Raw genomic sequence first — 18288 nt, 5'->3', positions numbered from 1 at the left:
AGTTACAGCGATTCGAGAAAACGCAGCACGCTTTGGCGCTCGCTTTTCGGCAGCTTACGGTAGCGCTCCCTGGCCGGTTCGGCCTCGCCGCCGTGCCACAAAATGGCTTCTTCAAGGGTCTTGGCGCGACCGTCGTGCAGAAAACGCGCCCGGGGATTCACGGTTTGCGCAAGGCCGATGCCCCAAAGCGGCGGGGTGCGCCACTCCTGCCCGGTGGCCTCGAACTCGGCGCGGTTGTCCGCAAGGCCCTCGCCCATGTCGTGAAGCAAAAGGTCGTTGTAGGGCCAGATAGTCTGGCCGGCAAGCGCCGCTCGCGAGGCGTCGTCGGCGGTTTGCTGGCGCGGAGTGTGGCAGGCTGCGCAGCCCAGCCGGTTGAACTGGCGGGCGCCCTGCGCCACCGTCGGATCGTCCATGTTCCGGCGCATGGGTACGGCCAGGCTTTCGGCGTAGAAGGTGATGAAGTCGGCGACCTTGTCGCTGACTTCGGGCTTGCCGCCGCTTTCGAACTCGTCGCAGCGCTGCGCGGCGGTGCAGTCGGTGGCCGGGGCCAGACTCGAGGTCAGCCCCATGTCGCCGGCGAAGGCGTGCATGCTCTGCTGTTCGACGCTGGGTTCGCCGGCTTTCCAGCCGAAACGACCGACCACGGTTTCCTGCCGGCGCTCGTCCCAAACATGGTTGACCCGGCCGGAGATGCCGTCGCCGTCGGCGTCGTCAGGGTCCGCGGCGGCCAGCAGGTCATCTTCGGGGACGGCGGACAAGAGCCCCAGTCCGACCATGGGCGGGGCCAGCCGGGGCGAGGTTTCCAGGTCCTCGGGCAGCGCGTCGTAGGCCGGGTCAGCGATGCGGTAGCGCGGCGCCTGAAGGGTGACCGTCTCGCCGCCTTCCAGGCTGACGTCGCGGGGCTCGTGCTCGATGATCAGCCTGCCCTCGGGCTCGGCGCCGGGAATGGCGGCGGTCTGCAGCTGGCGGCCGTAGTTTGGCACCGGCACCACGCCGAGCTGCTCAAGGGTGTCGTCGTCGCCCTGGCCGGCGGGCAGCGACAGGCGCAGAAACAGCGCAATGGGCGTTTCATCGCCGTCGGGCGGGTGGCCGCGGCCGTCCTTCAGGTGGCAGCCCTGGCAGCTGTTGGTGTTGAACAGGGGCCCCAGCCCGTCGCGGGCGGCGGTGCTTGACGGCGCGATGACCCAGGGGTTGCGAAAAAAGCTGTTGCCCACGCTGAAATCCAGCCGTTTGGTCATCGCCAGGTTGTCCAGCGGCAGCGAGTAGGCGTTGTGGTCGAACTGCTCTACCGAGCCGGCGCCGCCGGAGAGCCGCGTCTCTTGCAGCGGATAGTCGGCGGCCTTGCCGGCATCAGCGGCGAAAGCGGGGGCGGCGAGGGTCAGGCCGGATAGCGCAAGCCCGGCCAGAAGCGTCAAAGAGGGCGATGTCATGGGCTGTCTCGCAGGAGTTGTAGGCCTTGACGGCGAAAACCGCCCTGGCGGAGGGCGCCGGGCGGTAGTCGCTAAGCAGGGGGAAGGCGGCGCTTAGAAGCGGTGGCCGGCGGTATCCGGCTGCAGCGAGGTCACGCCAAGCGTGCCGGCGGCCTTTTCCAGCGAGGCTGTCTGGGTCACCAGCGCGAGAATGGCGTCGTTGATCATGGCGCTGCCTTCTTCGTTGCCCGGGGCGATCATCATGTCAAAGGCCATGGGCGAGCTTTCGGCCTCGGCGGCCTGCTTGATCATGCCAAGCTTGTCCATGGTGGTTTCCAGCTGGCCGCGCAGGGTGGTGGCAAGCTCGGGGTTTTCCTGTTCCACCAGGTCGGCGATGGCCGGGCCGGAAACGACGCTGCCGTCGGTGCGCTCGTAGATGCCGGTGTAGACGTTCTGAATGCCCTGGCCGTTGAAGTAGTGCGAGTTGTGGGTGTTGTCGCTGAAGCAGTCGTGCTCGTCCTCGAAGGAGTTGGCTTCGAGCGCCACCTTCATGCGCTCGCCGGCAAGCTCGCCAAGGGACAGCGAGCCCATGCCGAAGAGGATGCGGCGCAGGCCTTCCTCGTCGCTTTCAGAGAGTAGCTCGGCGCGGTAGTTGTCGTCCTGGCCCTCGGCCCACTGCTCGGTCATCCACGCAAGGTCGTCGACCAGCAGGTCGGACACGGCGTCGAGGTACTCGCCGCGGCGGTCGCAGTGGCCGTGGGTGCAGTCGTCGCCGGCGGCGTAGTCGCTCGCCGGGCGGTCGCCGTTGCCGGCGTCAAAGCCGTTGAGATCCTGGCCCCAGAGCAGAAACTCGATGGCGTGGTAGCCGGTGGCCACGTTGGCCTCGGAGCCGCCGATCTCGTTGAGGTCGGCCAGCACCTCGGGGGTCAGCTCGCTGACGTCGATGTCGCGGCCGCCCACGGTGATGGTGTCGTTGGCGACGATGTTGGCAGTGGCGCCGTCGCTGCCCAGCTCGTGCTGGTAGTCGTCGGTCTCGACGTAGTCGATCATGCCCTCATCCAGCGGCCAGGCGTTGAACTGGCCTTCCCAGTCGTCAACGATGGCGTTGCCGAAACGGAACACTTCGGACTGCTGATAGGGCACCCGCGCCTTGAGCCAGGCCTGCTGGGCAGCGGCCAGAGTCTCGGCGGTGGGGTTTTCCAGCAGCGCATCGATGCGCTCGTTGAGCGTTTGCGCCGCGGTCAGCGAGTCCTCGTAGGTGGCGTGGGCGATATCGGCGTAGTTCGCGATGACCGCGTCAGGCGTGGCGTCGTTGGCGGCCTGGGCGGCCAGCGGCATCAGGGCGGCAAGCGAAACAACGGCAGCGAGCGGGTGTCGGTTCATGCGACGTGTCCTCGGTATGCGAGTCGGAATGTTTGCGCACGTTACCGCATGAGGCAAATGATATTCAATATTATTCGACATGGCTAAATGACGCCGGCCGCCGGCGTTTGCTCAGCGACCGGGCAGGGGGTAAAGCGCTGCGCCGCTTAGCGGGTGCCGACAATCACGCTCGAGGCCTTGAACAGCGCGCTGGCCGGAGAGCCTTCGGCAAGGCCCAGATGCTCGACGCTTTCGCGGGTGATGATCGCCGCCAGGCGCTCGCCGCCGTCAAGGGCCAGCACCACCTCGCTGTTTACCGCGCCGGGGACCAGGCGCTCCACGGTGCCGGCCAGGCAGTTGCGCGCGGACAGGCTGGTGCCCTCGGTCTCCACCGCAATAATCACCGATGACGCCTTGATCAGCGCGAACGCCTCGCTGCCTTCGGCCAGGCCAAGGGAGGCCGCGCTCTCCTGGGTGATCACGGCGACAAGCCGCTGGCCGCCGGGCAGGGTCAGCTCGACCTCGTCGTTGACCGCGCCCTGGCGGATAGCGGAGACGGTACCGCTGAACTGGTTGCGTGCGCTGCTTTTCATGCTGAGTTTCCTTAACAGTGGCAGGTTGTCGCTGAGGCTTTCGGCCTCGCGGTTGAGTCGTTCGACGAAGTCCCGGTGCAGGGCGTCGAGGGCGTTGAAGTCTTCGATTAGCCGGCTTCCGGCGGCGGTCAGGCGGGTGGTGCCGCCGCCCCTGCCGCCGGCGCTGCGCTCAACCAGCGCCTCGCCGGCGAGGTTGTTCATCTGGTCCACGGCGTCCCAGGCGGCCTTGTAGCTCATCTTGATGGCCCGGGCGGCGGCGGAAATCGAGCCGGTCTCGGCGATGGCGGCCAGCAGACGCATGCGGCCGTGGCTGGCCAGGCGCTGCTCGCCGGCGTTGAGCCACAGCTGGCCGTCGAGGGTGAGCGGAGCAATGTGTTGGTGAGCGGAAGAATCCGCCATGGCAGCCTCCTGGCAGAGGAAAGCAAACGAAAAGAGTCACCAAGCCTATCGTCAGCGCGTATCAAAGGCGACGCTTCGGATCAGCGCGGTGACCGCCTGGCCCTCTGCCAGGCCCAGCTCGTCCCGGGACTTGCGCGTCAGCCGGGCGCGCAGGCGCTGCTCGCCAAGCGCCAGCACTACTTCGACGGCGGTGGCGTCGTCGGGGAGCGGGGTGACGGCTTGCACTCGGGCCGAGAGGCGGTTGCGATAGCTGGTGCTTGTCGGAGCGGTGAGCGCCAGCGCCACGTCCCGGGCGGGAATGCGCAGGCGCAGGCGAGAGCCCACCGGCGCGTCGTGTAGCGGCACCTGAAGGCGGCGCTCGCTGTCCACGGCAAGCTCGGTCAGGCCGTAGTCAATGTCGTGACCGACCACGCTGACGTCGAGCAGGGAGGCGGCATCGAAGCCGCCCAGCTGGCGCGTGAGGTCCACCCGCAGCAGCACGTCTTCCAGCGCGCCGCTTGCCAGTACGCCGCCGTTTTCCAGCACCACCAGGTGGTCGGCAATGGCGGTGATTTCGGCCGGGTCGTGGCTGATGTAGACGACGGGGATATTCACGTCGCGCACCAGCGTGAGGATAAAGTGCAAAAGCTCCTGCTTGCGCGCGCCGTCAAGCCCCGAAAGCGGCTCGTCCATGAGCAACAGCTGCGGATCGGTCAACAGCGCCCGGCCGATGGATACCCGCTGGGCCTCGCCGCCGGAGAGCGTACCCGGCATGCGCGCGAGCAGGTGCTCGATGCCGAGAAGCCTGACGATGGCGTCAAAGCGCGGGCGAGCCTGTGCCGGCATGCCGTAGGTGAGGTTTTTGCGCACCCGGTAGTGGGGGAAGAGCCGGGGTTCCTGAAATACCACGCCGATGCGGCGCTGGCTGGGCGGGAGAAATGTTCCGCTGGGGGTGTCCGCCAGCGTTCGGGCGCCAAGCGTGACGTGGCCGGCATCGGGCCTGTCCAGCCCGGCAATCAGCCGCAGCAGGGTGGTCTTGCCGCTGCCCGAGGCGCCGAACAGGGCGCTGACGCCACGGTCGGGAAGCGCGAGGTCGGCGTCCAGGGTAAAGCGCCCCTGGCGCTTTTCAACGCTGATCTGAAGTCCGGTCGTCGTCATGGCGCCGCCTCCTGGCCGTCGCGCTCGCTCATCCGCCGGCGGGCGTTGCGCGAAAGCCACTCGGAAGCCACCAGCGAGACCATGGCGATCACCACCGCAATCACGCACAGCCGCGCGGCGGCGGCTTCCTGCCCCGGCGTCTGTATCAGGCTGTACAGCGCCAGCGGCAGGGTGCGGGTTTCGCCGGGAATGTTGGAGGCAAAGGTGATGGTGGCGCCAAACTCGGATAGCGCTCGGGCAAAGGCCAGCATGGTGCCGGTCACCAGCCCGGGGATCGATAGCGGCAGAGTGACGGTGAGAAAAATCCGCCATTTGCTTGCGCCCAGGGTGTAGGCCGCGGCCTCAAGCTTGGGATCCACCGCCTCCAGGGAAAGGCGCACCGCGCGGACAAACAGCGGAAACGCCATCACGCCGCTGGCCACGGCGGCCCCCTGCCAGGTAAAGGGCAGGGATATGCCGGCGAGCTCGTGGAGCCACTGGCCGATCACGCCGCGCCGGCCCATGGAGACCAGCAGCAGGTAGCCGATCACCACCGGCGGCAGCACCAGCGGCAGGTGGACGATACCGTCCAGCAGCGCCTTGCCGCGAAACTCCCGCCGGGCCAGCAGCCAGGCCACGGCAATGCCGGGGATCAGAATCCAGCCCACCGCGCTTAGCGCGATGCGCAGGCTGAGCTGGATGGCGTCCCATTCTGCCGCTGAGAGCATGTCGTATCCTTACCGATCAAGGGCCGAGGCAAAACCGTAACCCTCGAAGATGCCGACCGCCTCGTCGCCTTCCAGCCAGGCGCGGAAGGCTGACGCCTCGTCGCTATCCTCAGCGTCAATGACGGCTGCCGGGTAGACGATGGCGTCGTGGGTAGCCAGCGGAAAAAGCCCCAGGGTGGTAACGCCGTCGCTGGCCCGGGCATCGGTCTGGTAGACCACGCCGGCGGGGGTTTCGCCGCGTTCTACCAGGGCAAGAGCGCTGCGTACATCGCTTGCCCGGGCCAGCCGCGGCGCGAGGGCATCCCACTCGCCAAGGGCTTCAAATGCCTGCCTGGCGTAGATGCCGGCGGGGACGTGGTCCGGGTCGCCCACGGCCAGCCGCTCGCCGTCATCCAGCAGGCCGGCAAGCTTGCCGCTTTCGCCGGGGGTGAAGTCGCCGCCGGCTTCGTTTGCCGGGGCGACCAGCGCCAGGCGGTTTTGCAAAAGGTCGACACGCTGCTCCACGTTGACGCCTTCGTCTTCGAGCCAGTCCATCCACTTTTGGTTGGCGGAGACGTAAACCTCGGCCGGGGAGCCGCTGGCAATTTGGCGGGCCAGGGTCGAGGAAGAGGCGTACACCGGCACGATATCCACGTCGTCGTGCTCGGCGGTGTAGGTTTCAATGGCTTCGTTCATGGCGTCGGTCATGGAGGCCGCAGCGGCGACGTGCAGGGTGCCCGCCTGGGCGGCGCCGGCCAGGCCCAGCGCCGCGAGGGCGACTGCCAGACGCAGCGGTTTGGGCAAGGAAAGAGGCGGAGAAGAAAGCAAAGTCGCGGTGCACATAAAGAGAACATACCGTTATATAGTAGAGTATATAGCGAAGCTAACGCGGCGGCCGGCGAGTTGCAAGCGCAGCCGTGCCAGGCGGATAAAACGTGCATTCCTTACGACCAAGGCATAAGACGCAGGCGTGGAAGGACGATGTGTGAGCCGTTAGCGCATGCTAAACTGAATGTGCAAACCAGCAGGGCCGCCCGCGCGGCCCCTATTTTCATGTTCATGCCGGCAGGGTGCGCCATGCTCAATGAAAGGGACTCCTCCCCACTCCGATGCCTCATCGGGCAGAATGGCGTTGAGACCACCAAAAGAGGGGGAAGAGTCATGAACCAGCATACGGCGATTGGCATTGATTTGGCAAAGCAGGCGTTTCAGGTGTGCATCGTGAATACCCGTCAACAACGCGTTCGTACCAACAAAGTGCTGAAGCGCGCGGAGCTGCTGGATTACCTGCGGCGTCAGCCAAGCTGTCGCGTCTTCATGGAGGCCTGCGGCGGCTCGCATCACTGGTCGCGGCAGTTCCAGGCCATGGGGCATGAGGTACGGCTTATTGCACCGCAGTTTGTCACCCCGTTTCGCAAGGGGCATAAGACCGATGCCAACGATGCGCTGGCGATCGTGGAGGCCGGGTTGCGACCCCACATGCGTTTTGTGCCTCAGAAAAACCTGGAGCAGCAGGACCTGCAGAGCCTGCATCGCATCCGAGATCGTTACATCAAACAGCGCACCCAGCTGATCAACCAGGTACATGGCCTGCTGCAGGAATACGGCATTGTCTCCGGGCGCGGTCAGGCGGCCCTGAAGCGGACCCTGTGGCGTGTGCTGGAGGACGCGGAGAACGAACTGACGTTCACGATACGCGAGCTGCTGGCCGACCAAATGGCCGAGCTGGACCATCAAAATGAGCGCATTCACCGCCTGGACAAGCAAATGGAGCAGCTGAGCCGCGCCATTCCGGCGTGTCAGCGGCTGCAGGCCGTGGAAGGCGTCGGCCCCGTCGTTGCCACCCAGCTCTACAGCGCCCTGGGTAACGGCAAGGCGTTCAGCAAAGGACGACAGGCGTCGGCCTACCTGGGCCTGACACCGCGCCAGTTCAGCAGCGGCGGCAAGGTGGCCATGACGGGGATAGGCCGAACCGGCCAGCTCTCCCTCAAGGCCGCGCTGATCCGCGGGGCGCATTCGGTAATCCAGCGGCTGGGCGACAAGCAGGACAGCAAAAGCCACTGGCTGAGAGCGCTGGTCGACCGCGTGGGCAAGAACAAGGCGGCCGTTGCCCTGGCCAACAAAACCGTGCGAGTGGCCTGGGCGCTGCTGCACGGCAACACGACGTACCGGGCGGATTATGTAGACACCGAATTCCAGTGCTGATGGCCGGTTGGCCACCAGTACAGGGGATGCTGGCACGCTAGTGCCATCACCTTGTTGCCGAGCCACGAGGGATGAAAAACAGGTCAGACCGACCTTCTCAAAACCTGATCATTGCGATGGCTGAAAGGCCTAATGCTCGTTGAGGAGAGAAGGTGCGCGACGTTCATCAGGGTCAGGGGATAGCGACCCCGTATAAAGACCGACTATACGCACGCATCGGCTGTGTTTTTCAGGCTTTCGAGGCTTGCAACCGGGGAGGAGTCCCTATACGGCAATGACGGTTGCCATATCCGATGGCCGCTGCGCCCAAGCTCCACCAAGAGGGCGGCCAGGGCCCGATAGATCGGAAGCAACGAGAGGAGAGTCCGCGATGGAAATGAATCGTCGGGAATTTTTCAAGTTTTGCGGTGCGGGGATCGGGGCGTCCAGCCTTGCCGCGCTGGGCATGGCGCCGGAGCCGGCCTATGCCGAGTCGATCCGCCATTTCAAACTGGCCAACACCAAGGAAGCGCGCAATACCTGCCCTTACTGCTCTGTCGGCTGCGGCATTATTCTCTACAGCCGCGGCAGCGGCGGAAAGAACGTCAGCCAAGATATCTTTCACGTGGAAGGCGACGCCGACCACCCGGTGAACCGCGGCACGCTGTGCCCCAAGGGCGCCGGGCTCGTCGACTTCATCCAGAGCCCCAACCGTCTGCACTATCCCCAGGTGCGCGAGCCGGGCAGCAGCGAGTGGAAGCGCATCAGCTGGAACGAGGCGCTGGATCGCATTGCGCGGCTGGTGAAGGACGACCGTGACGCCAACTTCGTGGAAAAGAACGACAGCGGCGATACCGTCAACCGCTGGCTGTCCACGGGTTTTCTGGCGGCATCCGCCTCGTCTAACGAAGCCGGCTACATGACCCACAAGGTCGTGCGTTCGCTGGGGATTCTCGGTTTCGACAACCAGGCGCGCGTTTGACACGGCCCGACGGTGGCAGGTCTTGCCCCGACGTTTGGCCGTGGTGCCATGACAAACCACTGGTGCGACATCAAGAACGCCAACCTGGTGCTGGTAATGGGCGGCAACGCCGCTGAGGCTCATCCCTGCGGATTCAAGTGGGTGACCGAGGCCAAGGCGCACAACCAGGCGAAGCTGCTGGTGGTGGATCCGCGCTACACCCGTACCGCCTCGGTGGCGGACACCTACGCGCCGATCCGTACCGGTACGGACATCGCCTTTCTCGGCGGGCTGATCCACTACCTGATGGAACACGGGCGTATCCAGCACGAGTACGTGCGTAACTACACCGACATGCCGTTCATCGTGAAGCGCGGCTTCACCTTTGAAGACGGCCTGTTCAACGGCTACGACGCCGACGGTCGCGCCTACCCGGACAAGAACGCCTGGGACTACGAGCTCGACGATGACGGCTATGCCCGGGTGGACATGTCGCTCGAGCATCCGCGCTGTGTCTATCAGCTGATGAAAAAGCACTACAGCCGCTACACGCCGGAAATGGTCAGCCGCATCTGCGGCACTCCGCAAAAGCGCATGATGCAGATCTGGGACGATATTGCCGAGACGTCGGTGCCCGGCAAGACCATGACGATCCTCTACGCGCTGGGCTGGACCCAGCACTCGGTGGGTTCGCAGATGATCCGCGCCGGCGCCATGCTGCAGCTGCTGCTGGGCAACATCGGTATGCCCGGGGGCGGGGTCAACGCCCTGCGCGGCCACTCCAACATCCAGGGGCTGACCGACCTGGGGCTGCTCTCCAACCTGCTGCCGGGCTACATGACCCTGCCCCGGGACGAAGAGCAGAGCTACGAGGATTACATTGCCAGCCGTGCCCAGCAGCCGCTGCGCCCGGGGCAGGTGTCCTACTGGCAGCACTACGAGAAGTTCCACGTCAGCCTGATGAAGGCCTGGTACGGCGACGCCGTCACCGAGGACAACAACTGGGGCTACGACTGGCTGCCCAAGCTCGACGAGCCGCTTTACGACGTGCTCAAGTTCTTCGACATGATGTACGAGGGCAAGGTCAACGGCTATTTCTGTCAGGGGTTCAACCCCATCGGTTCCTTCCCCAACAAGGCCAAGATCAGCGCGGCGCTGTCGCGGCTGAAGTACCTGGTGGTGATGGACCCGCTGAAGACCGAAACCTCGGAGTTCTGGCAGAACGTCGACGAGTACAACGACGTCGATACCGCCAATATCCAGACCACGGTGTTCCGCCTGCCTACCACCTGCTTTGCCGAGGAAGACGGCTCGCTGGTCAACAGCGGCCGCTGGCTGCAGTGGCACTGGAAAGGCGGCGAGCCGCCGGGCGAAGCGCGGCCGGACATCACCATCATGGGCGGCATGTTCCATCGCCTGCGCGATCTGTACCAGCGCGAGGGCGGGGTTTTCCCCGATCCCATTCTCAACCTCGACTGGTCCTACCAGCGTCCCGACGAGCCGTCGCCGGACGAAGTGGCCCGGGAGTTCAGCGGCTACGCCGTCGAGGATCTGCGCAACGAGGACACCGACGAGGTCGAGCTGAGCGCCGGCAAGCAGCTTGCGGGCTTCGGCCAGCTGCGCGACGACGGCTCTACCGCCAGCGGCTGCTGGATCTTCTGCGGCGCCTGGACCGAGGAAGGCAACCAGATGGCCCGGCGCGACAACGCCGACCCCTACAACATGGGCCAGACGCTGGGCTGGGCCTGGTCGTGGCCGGCCAACCGCCGCATCCTCTACAACCGCGCCTCGGCGGACGTCGCCGGCAAGCCCTGGGACAGCGACGACAAGCGCCTGGTGTGGTGGGACGGCAGCAAGTGGACGGGCACCGACGTGCCGGACTTCCCCGCGGATTCGGCGCCGGAAGAGGAAATAAGCCCGTTCATCATGAACCCCGAAGGCGTGGCGCGCTTCTTCGCCCGGGACAACATGGTCGAAGGGCCATTCCCCGAGCACTACGAGCCGTTCGAAACGCCCATCGGCCGTAACCCGCTGAACCCGGACAAGCCGGAAGTGACCAGCAACCCCGCCGCGCGGGTGTTCCGCAACGACATGGAGCTGTTCGGCGACGCCGAGGAGTTCCCCCATGCGGCCACCACCTACCGGCTGACCGAGCACTTCCACTTCTGGACCAAGCACTGCCGGATCAACGCCATCCTGCAGCCCCAGCAGTTTGTGGAAATCGGCGAGGCCATGGGCAACGAGCTCGGCATCAAGGCCGGCGACCGGGTGCGGGTATCGTCCAACCGCGGCTATATCGAGGCGGTGGCGGTGGTCACCAAGCGCATCAAGCCGCTGGAGGTCGACGGCAAGACCGTGCACCACGTGGGCATTCCGCTGCACTGGGGCTATGTGGGGCTGGCCAAGAACGGCTACGTCACCAACACCCTGACCCCCTTCGTGGGCGACGGGAACACCCAGACGCCGGAGTTCAAGTCGTTCCTGGTGAACGTGGAGAGGGTTTGATATGGCGACTCAAGACGTTATCGCGCGTTCGGCCACCACCACGCCCAGCCCCTCGGTGCGCGAGCAGCTGGACGTGGCCAAGCTCATCGATACCTCGGTGTGCATCGGCTGCAAGGCCTGCCAGGTGGCGTGCATGGAGTGGAACGAAGTGCGCGACGAGATCGGCAGCACCGTCGGGGTGTACGATAACCCCGACGACCTCACCGCCGATTCCTGGACGGTGATGCGCTTTGCCGAGCACGAAACCGACGAGGGCGATCTGGAGTGGCTGATTCGCAAGGACGGCTGCATGCACTGCGTCGAGCCGGGCTGCCTGGAGGCCTGCCCGAGCCCCGGCGCCATCATCCAGTACTCAAACGGCATCGTCGATTTCAACCAGGACAACTGCATCGGCTGCGGCTACTGCATCACCGGCTGTCCGTTCGACGTGCCGCGCCTCTCCGAGAAGGACAACAAGGCGTACAAGTGTACGCTGTGCTCCGACCGGGTGAGCGTGGGGCTGGAGCCGGCCTGTGTGAAAACCTGCCCTACCGGCGCCATCGTCTTCGGCTCCAAGGAAGACATGAAGGAGCACGCCGACGGACGCATTGCCGACCTCAAGTCGCGCGGATTTGACAACGCCGGGCTTTACGATCCGGCGGGGGTGGGCGGCACCCACGTGATGTACGTGCTGCACCACGCCGACAAGCCGGGGCTTTACAGCGGCCTGCCCGAGGATCCGAGCATCAGCCCGATGGTCGGCGCCTGGAAGGGGCTGACCAAGCCGCTGGCGATGCTGGCCATGGGCGCCACGGCGCTCGCCGGTTTCTTCCACTACGTGCGTGTGGGCCCCAACCGCGTCGAGGAGGACGACGTGGACGACGCGACGCCGCCTGTGGCCGCCGAGCGTGACGAGCGCCACGACGCTGACCGAGGAGGGCACTGACATGAAACGGGATATCCAGCGGTATACGGCCAACGAGCGCAGCAATCACTGGGCGGTCGCGCTGCTGTTCATACTGGCGGCGCTTTCCGGGCTGGCGCTGTTTCATCCGGCGCTATTCTGGCTTAGCCACCTGTTCGGTGGCGGCCCCTGGACGCGGATTCTCCACCCCTTTATCGGCGTGGCGATGAGCGTGCTGTTTGCGCTGATGGCCTGGCGCTTCGCCGGGCGCAACCGCATTCAGCCCCGGGATCGCCAGTGGCTCGGCCAGTGGCGCGACGTCGTGGCCAAGCGCGACGACAGGCTGCCGAAGGTGGGCAAGTACAATGCCGGCCAGAAGCTGCTGTTCTGGGTGCTGGTGGCAAGCCTTGCGGTGCTGCTGCTGACCGGGATCGTGATCTGGCGCGAATACTTCAGCGGCGCCTTTGCCGTGGGGCTGATTCGCTTTGCCAGCCTGCTGCACGCCTTCGCCGCTTTCGTGCTGGTGACGACGATTATCGTGCACATCTACGCTGCCATCTGGGTCAAGGGCTCGGTGGGCGCGATGCTTCACGGCAAGGTCAGCCAGGCCTGGGCGCGCAAGCACCATCCTCTGTGGCACGATGAGAAAATGCGCAAGAAAGAGCGCTGAAACGCTACGCCCCGCCGCCGGCCACTGCGCCGGCGGCGGGGCGTAATCCGCATGCCGACCTGACAAGGAGGGCCGCCGTGTCTTCCCCCATTCTCGAGCCGGGGCAGATTGAAGCCTCGGCGACTACGCCACCTTTTGTCCAGCTGCCGCCGGAAGCGCAGTTTCGCTTTCGCGCCGAGCAGCTGGACAAGCTGGCCGACGGCCACGCCATGGGCGACTATCTGACGCTCATGGCAAGCGTGGCCCGGGCCCAGCAGCGGGTGCTGGACGACCCGCCCGACGTGCCGGCGCTTCCCGCCGGCGATCTGGACGCCGCGTACCGCCACGACATGCCGCCGCTGGCGGTGGATACGCTGGTGCAGAATCCCGGCTGGCAAACGCTGCTGGACGCCTGGCTCGATGCCTTTGACGCCGAGCAGCCGGCGCCCGCCGCCGCGGTGAGCGAGGCGCTTGCCGCGCTGCGCGATGCCGACGGCGATATCCGCAAGCAGTGGGCCCAGGCGCTTCTGGGCGGGCGCTTTGGCGACGTGCCCGCGGCGCTGGCGCCCTTTATCGGCGCGGCGCTGCAGCTGGCCTGGCGCCACTGGCTCAGCCAGGTGGATGCCAGCGGCATCCGCGAGCGCGAAGACCAGACGCTGTGCCCCTGCTGCGGCTCGCTGCCCGTGGTCGGCGTGATCCGCCACCGCCGGCCCATCGACGGCGTGCGCTATCTGCTGTGTTCGCTGTGCTCGGCGGAGTGGCACTATGTGCGCCTCAAGTGCAGCCACTGCCTGAGCACCAAGGAGCTCGATTACCTGCACTTCGACGACGCTCCCTACGGCATGAAGGCCGAGGCCTGCCCGGAGTGCCATACCTATCTTAAACAGCTGTACCTGGAGCAGGCGCCGGAAGGCGAAGCGGTTTCCGCGGATCTGGCGAGTTTGGATCTGGACCTGCGCCTGGACGAGCAGGGCTATCGGCGGCGCGCGCCCAACCTGCTGCTGGTTCCCGGCGGCCAGGAGACGCCATGAGCGCACCGCCCGGCCCGCGCCCGCCGGCGGTGGATCGTCTGCTGGGGGCCGAAGGCATGGCCGAACTCGAAGAGCGCTTTGGCCATCAGGCGGTGCGCGACGCGGCTCGCAGCGAACTTGCCGCCCTCGGCGAGGCCTATCGCCGCGGTCAGCTGACGGCGGAAGCCGCTTCGCTACCGGCGCTGGTCGAGGCGCTGTCGCGACGGCTCGAAGCTCGTCACCGCCCCCGGGTGCAGCGTCTTTTCAACCTCACCGGCACCGTGCTGCACACCAACCTCGGGCGGGCGCTGCTGCCCGACGCTGCCGTGGAGGCGGTGGTGCAGGCGGCGCGCTACCCGCTCAATCTCGAGTTTGACCTCGCCGACGGCCGGCGCGGCGACCGCGACAGCCTGGTCGAGCCGCTTCTGTGCGAGCTCACCGGCGCTGAGGCCGCCACCGTGGTCAACAACAACGCCGCGGCGGTGCTGCTCGCGCTCAGCGCGCTGGGCGCCGGGCGCGAAGGCGTGATTTCCCGGGGCGAGCTGGTCGAAATCGGCGGCGCCTTTCGCATACCCGATATCATGGCGCAGGCCGGCGTCACTCTGCGCGAGGTAGGCACGACCAACCGCACCCACCCCCACGATTACGCCAGTGCGCTTGGCGAGCAGACCGGACTCATCGCTCGGGTGCACCCCAGCAACTACCGCATCGAAGGCTTTACCCGCAGCGTGCCCACCGAGGAGCTGGCGCGGCTGGCTCGTTGCCACGGCGTGCCGCTGGTGGAGGATCTGGGCAGCGGCAGCCTGGTGGACCTGTCGCATTACGGTTTGCCCCGGGAGCCGCTGGTACAGGAGTCGCTTATCGCCGGCGCCGACGTGGTGACCTTCAGCGGCGACAAGCTGCTGGGCGGCCCCCAGGCCGGGGTGATCGTGGGCCGGCGCGATCTGATCGAGCGCATCAAGCGCCACCCATTGAAGCGCGCGCTGCGGATGGACAAGCTGAACCTGGCCGCGCTGGAAGCCGTGCTCGGGCTCTACCGCGACCCCGACCGCCTGGCGGAACGGCTGACCACGCTTGCGCTGCTCGCCCGGCCGGCGCAGTCCATCCGCGCCCAGGCCGAACGCCTGGCGCCGCGGCTGGCCGCCTGGCTGGGAAAGGACTGGCAGGTGGAGGTCGCCGACGCCCAGGGCATGATCGGCAGCGGCGCCCAGCCGGTTGCCCGGCTGCCCGGCGCGGCTCTTTGCCTGACGCCGAACGCCCCCCGGCGAGACGCTGGCGGCAAGCTGGCGGCACTGGCCGAGCGGCTGCGAAGCCTGCCGATCCCGGTGATCGGCCGCATCGAGGCCGGGGCGCTGTGGCTCGACCTGCGCCAGCTGGATGACGAAGCGGCGTTTCTCTACCAGCTGGCCGCAGCGCAAGCGCCGCACCCCGCCGCGGAAGGAGTCGACAACGCATGATCGTTGCCACCGCCGGACATATCGACCACGGCAAGACGGCGCTGCTTGCCGCCCTGACCGGGGCCGGCGGCGACCACCGCCGGGAAGAGCGCGAGCGTGGCATGACCATTGACCTTGGCTACCGCTACGCGGCGCTGGACGCCGCGACCACGCTTGGCTTTATCGACGTGCCGGGGCACGAAAAGTTTGTCCACAACATGCTGGCCGGCGCCGGGGGTGTGGATATCGCCCTGCTGGTGGTGGCCGCCGACGACGGCGTGATGCCGCAAACCCGGGAGCACCTGGCGATTCTGGGGCTGCTGGGCATACCGCGGCTATGGATCGTGCTGACCAAGACCGACCGCGTCGACGCTGACCGCTGCGAAACTGTTGAAACCGACGTTCGCCGGCTGCTGGCCGCGAGCGGGTACCAGGACGCGCCGTGCTTTGCGCTGTCGAGCCATACCGGTGAGGGCGTCGACGCCCTGCGCGAGGCGCTTGCCCGCCAGGCCCGAGAGGTGGCCGCGCGCAGCGATGAAGGCGAGTTTCGGCTGTCCGTGGATCGGTCTTTCAGCGTGGCCGGGGCCGGCGTGGTCGTCACCGGCACGGCGCTGGCCGGGCGTCTGAGCGTCGGCGACAGCCTGTGGAGCGAAGGCGAGGACGGCCGGGCGCGCCGGCTTCGGGTGCGCGGCCTGCACGCCCAGAATCGCCCGGGGGAAACGGCGACGGCGGGGCAGCGGGTGGCGCTCAATCTCGCCGGCGAGCGCCTGCGCCCCGAGCACGTTCCCCGGGGCAGCTGGCTGGTGGGCGAGGCCCTGCGCGGCAGCAGCCGACGACTGGATGTTCAGCTGCGCGTGCTCGAGGACGCCCCCCGGGCGCTGAGCCACTGGACGCCGGTGCACGTCCACCTCGGCGCTCAGCGGCTGATGGGGCGGGTGGCGCTGCTGGCAGGCAAGGCGCTGGCGCCGGGCGAGGAGGGGCCGGCCCAGCTGGTGCTGGAAGGCCAGGTTCACGCCGTGCACGGCGACGCCGTGGTGCTGCGCGACCAGTCGGCATGGTTTACCCTGGGCGGCGGGTGCGTGCTGGACCCTCAGGCGCCCGCCAGGGGGCGGCGCACCCCGGCCCGGCTGGCGGAGCTTGAGCTGCTGGCCAGCGGCGGGCTTGAGACAACGCTGACCACGCGCCTGGAAACTGCCCATAACGGCCTCGCCCCTGACGCCCTGGTGCGCCAGTACAACCGCCCCGGGGCTCTCCGGCAGCTGCCCGACGGGGTGCGCTCGGTGACCACCCGGCGCGGGGAGCGGCTGTTCGCCGAGGCGCGCTGGCGAGCGCTTGGCCAGGCGCTGACGGCGGCGCTGGCGGCGTTTCACGAGCAGCAGCCCGACGAGCCGGGGCCGGACCGGGCGCGGCTGCGCCGTTTTGCCCTGGCGTACCTGGAGCCGGCTGTGTATACCGCGCTGGTGGACGAGGCGCTGGCGGCGGGCGCGATCCACGCGTCCGGCCCCTGGCTGCATCTGCCGGACCATCGAATACGCCTGAGCGCCGAAGAAGACGCGCTCAAGGCGCGGCTGTGGCCGCTGCTCGAGGCCGGCGGCATGGATCCGCCCTGGGTGCGCGACCTGGCGCGCCGCGAAAATATCGACGAGGCTCGGGTGCGCGCGCTGCTGCGCAAGCTTTCACGGATGGGCCAGCTGCATCAGGTGGTGCGCGATCTGTTTTACCCCGCCGCCGCCGTGGAAGCGCTGGCGGCAGAGGCCATGACCCTTGCCGACAGCGACACGGGTTTGAGCGTGGTGGCGTTCCGCGACCGGCTGGGGCTGGGGCGCAAGCGCTGCGTGCAGTTGCTGGAATATCTCGATCACGTCGGCGTGACGCGCCGGTTTGGCAACCGGCGGCGCATCCGCGAGGAAAGCAGCATGGCTCAGCGCCTCAGAACGCGTTAAAATCGTGGCCGGCGCATATTGAGGAAGGCAATCGCATCCGGTGGTGCGGCCGGACTTCAAATCCGGTTGGGGGCGGCAGCCGCTCCTGGGTGGGTTCGACTCCCACTGCCTTCCGCCATTCCCCGGTGCTTTCCCGTTCTCCCTTCCGCCTCTTTTCCTTGGCCTCTGCTCTTTACCCCCTGTTTTCTTGTATCTGCGGTCGTTCTGCCCGAGCGCTGTCGGTGGTGCGAGCGCGTCATTCTCCGCGGCGGAACGCCTGCACGCTGGTGTCGTCGGGGTTGAAGCCGTCGCGCTCGGCCTCCCGTTCGAAGGCGGCAACGGCGCTGGCGCCGTGCAGCAGCTGCGCCCGGGCGGCAGGCCAGTCTTCCGGCGTCAGGCGAATCATCCAGCCTTCGCCGTAAGGATCCAGATGAATCAGCGCCGGGCGCTGCTCCAGCTGCGGGTTGTGCGCGCTCACGGTGCCGGCCAGCGGGCTTTTGGCCGCCGCCGCCGCCTTGGCGAATTCCACCACGCCGAAGCTGCGCCCGGCGGCGATGCGCAGGCCAATCCGCTTGGGGGTAAAGGCGAAAATCTCGCCGTAAAGCGCCACGCCATAGTCGCTCAGGCCCAGAGTAATCTCGCCGTCGGGCTCCTCGCGCAGCCACAGGTTGTGTTCGGGGGCGTAAAGACGATCGTCGGGAAACGTCAAACCGTCGAGTTTCACAGGGAAAGCACCTTGTCGTATTCCAGAATCATGGCGGCCAGCTCGCCGCCGCTGCCGTAGTCGTCGACTTCGTCGATCAGCGCTTCGGGCGCCGTTGGTGCCTGCCCCGGCGCCGGCGGTTTGCGGCATAGATAGAGCCCGGCGCCGGCCTGTTTGGCCTGGCGCACGAAATGGATCACCGGCGCGCCGTCGGGGTCGGCATAAAGCGCTTCGGCAACGCCCGGGCAAGCAAGCTCGGCGGCTTCTCCGGTCAGGTAGAGCGTCACCTCGGCGTCCATACAGGCCAGCAGCGTGGCAATGTGGAAGGGCGCCGCGCAGCGTGCCGGCGTGCTCGGGCCGCTGACCACCAGAATCAAAACGCGCCTAGCCGTTTCGGCCATGGCCACCTCCGCTTTCAAAAAGTGCCGGCTAAGCCGGACAGAACGCCA

The 18288-nt window shown here is 67.0% G+C and carries 15 protein-coding genes and 1 tRNA gene; 8 read left to right on the top strand and 8 right to left on the bottom strand.

Annotated features, from left to right (window positions below; translation table 11 throughout):
- Nucleotides 1-2: 2 nt before the first annotated feature.
- From P1P91_RS13495 to modA, 6 genes are all read right to left on the bottom strand, one after another.
- Nucleotides 3-1430 carry a di-heme oxidoreductase family protein gene (locus tag P1P91_RS13495; protein WP_311883268.1) on the bottom strand — a complete coding sequence of 476 codons (1428 nt, stop codon included), beginning with the start codon at nt 1428-1430 and terminating at the stop codon, nt 3-5.
- Between the two features lie 93 nt (nt 1431-1523).
- Entirely contained in the window at nt 1524-2792 is a 1269-nt protein-coding gene (locus P1P91_RS13490) for an imelysin family protein (RefSeq protein WP_311883267.1), read from the bottom strand.
- 146 nt (nt 2793-2938) lie between these two features.
- Nucleotides 2939-3763 carry a TOBE domain-containing protein gene (locus tag P1P91_RS13485; protein WP_311883265.1) on the bottom strand — a complete coding sequence of 275 codons (825 nt, stop codon included), beginning with the start codon at nt 3761-3763 and terminating at the stop codon, nt 2939-2941.
- Nucleotides 3764-3814: 51 nt separating this feature from the next.
- Entirely contained in the window at nt 3815-4900 is a 1086-nt protein-coding gene (modC, locus tag P1P91_RS13480) for a molybdenum ABC transporter ATP-binding protein (protein WP_311883263.1), read from the bottom strand.
- A complete protein-coding gene (gene modB / locus P1P91_RS13475; RefSeq protein ID WP_311883261.1) occupies nt 4897-5607 on the bottom strand; it encodes a molybdate ABC transporter permease subunit in 711 nt (236 codons plus the stop codon). Before modB ends, modC begins: the two co-directional genes overlap by 4 nt.
- A gap of 9 nt (nt 5608-5616) precedes the next feature.
- Nucleotides 5617-6390: a molybdate ABC transporter substrate-binding protein gene (modA, locus tag P1P91_RS13470; RefSeq protein WP_311883260.1), complete on the bottom strand. Its 774-nt coding sequence runs from the start codon at nt 6388-6390 to the stop codon at nt 5617-5619.
- Between the two features lie 357 nt (nt 6391-6747).
- Between modA and P1P91_RS13465 the strand changes: the two genes are divergently transcribed.
- From P1P91_RS13465 to P1P91_RS13430, 8 genes are all read left to right on the top strand, one after another.
- Nucleotides 6748-7791, top strand: a complete 1044-nt coding sequence (locus tag P1P91_RS13465; RefSeq protein WP_311882070.1) for an IS110 family RNA-guided transposase — start codon at nt 6748-6750, stop codon at nt 7789-7791.
- A 370-nt stretch (nt 7792-8161) separates the two neighbouring features.
- Nucleotides 8162-11236, top strand: a complete 3075-nt coding sequence (gene fdnG, locus P1P91_RS13460) for a formate dehydrogenase-N subunit alpha (RefSeq protein WP_311883259.1) — start codon at nt 8162-8164, stop codon at nt 11234-11236.
- A 1-nt stretch (nt 11237) separates the two neighbouring features.
- Complete coding sequence (gene fdxH / locus P1P91_RS13455) at nt 11238-12161, top strand: formate dehydrogenase subunit beta (protein WP_311883258.1); 924 nt, start codon at nt 11238-11240, stop codon at nt 12159-12161.
- A gap of 1 nt (nt 12162) precedes the next feature.
- A complete protein-coding gene (locus P1P91_RS13450; RefSeq protein ID WP_311883257.1) occupies nt 12163-12789 on the top strand; it encodes a formate dehydrogenase subunit gamma in 627 nt (208 codons plus the stop codon).
- A 77-nt stretch (nt 12790-12866) separates the two neighbouring features.
- Nucleotides 12867-13799: a formate dehydrogenase accessory protein FdhE gene (gene fdhE, locus P1P91_RS13445; RefSeq protein ID WP_311883256.1), complete on the top strand. Its 933-nt coding sequence runs from the start codon at nt 12867-12869 to the stop codon at nt 13797-13799.
- The gene (gene selA, locus P1P91_RS13440) at nt 13796-15235 is read left to right on the top strand and encodes an L-seryl-tRNA(Sec) selenium transferase (RefSeq protein WP_311883255.1); all 1440 of its coding nucleotides are present in this window, start codon (nt 13796-13798) and stop codon (nt 15233-15235) included. Before fdhE ends, selA begins: the two co-directional genes overlap by 4 nt.
- Complete coding sequence (selB, locus tag P1P91_RS13435; RefSeq protein ID WP_311883254.1) at nt 15232-17157, top strand: selenocysteine-specific translation elongation factor; 1926 nt, start codon at nt 15232-15234, stop codon at nt 17155-17157. The genes selA and selB overlap by 4 nt, the downstream gene beginning before the upstream one ends.
- 22 nt (nt 17158-17179) lie before the next feature.
- Nucleotides 17180-17275, top strand: a tRNA-Sec gene (locus P1P91_RS13430).
- Nucleotides 17276-17392: 117 nt separating this feature from the next.
- On the opposite strand, the gene P1P91_RS13425 is transcribed toward P1P91_RS13430, so the two are convergent.
- Nucleotides 17393-17860: a glycine cleavage system protein H gene (locus P1P91_RS13425; protein ID WP_311883253.1), complete on the bottom strand. Its 468-nt coding sequence runs from the start codon at nt 17858-17860 to the stop codon at nt 17393-17395.
- Nucleotides 17857-18240: a DsrE family protein gene (locus tag P1P91_RS13420; protein WP_311883252.1), complete on the bottom strand. Its 384-nt coding sequence runs from the start codon at nt 18238-18240 to the stop codon at nt 17857-17859. The genes P1P91_RS13425 and P1P91_RS13420 overlap by 4 nt, the downstream gene beginning before the upstream one ends.
- Between the last annotated feature and the right edge of the window lie 48 nt (nt 18241-18288).

Origin of the sequence: Halomonas piscis, assembly GCF_031886125.1 — a bacterium.
GTDB classification, from domain to species: domain Bacteria; phylum Pseudomonadota; class Gammaproteobacteria; order Pseudomonadales; family Halomonadaceae; genus Vreelandella; species Vreelandella piscis.
The sequence above is the reverse complement of the archived record's forward strand: the minus strand, read 5'-3'. Positions and strand labels throughout refer to the sequence as shown.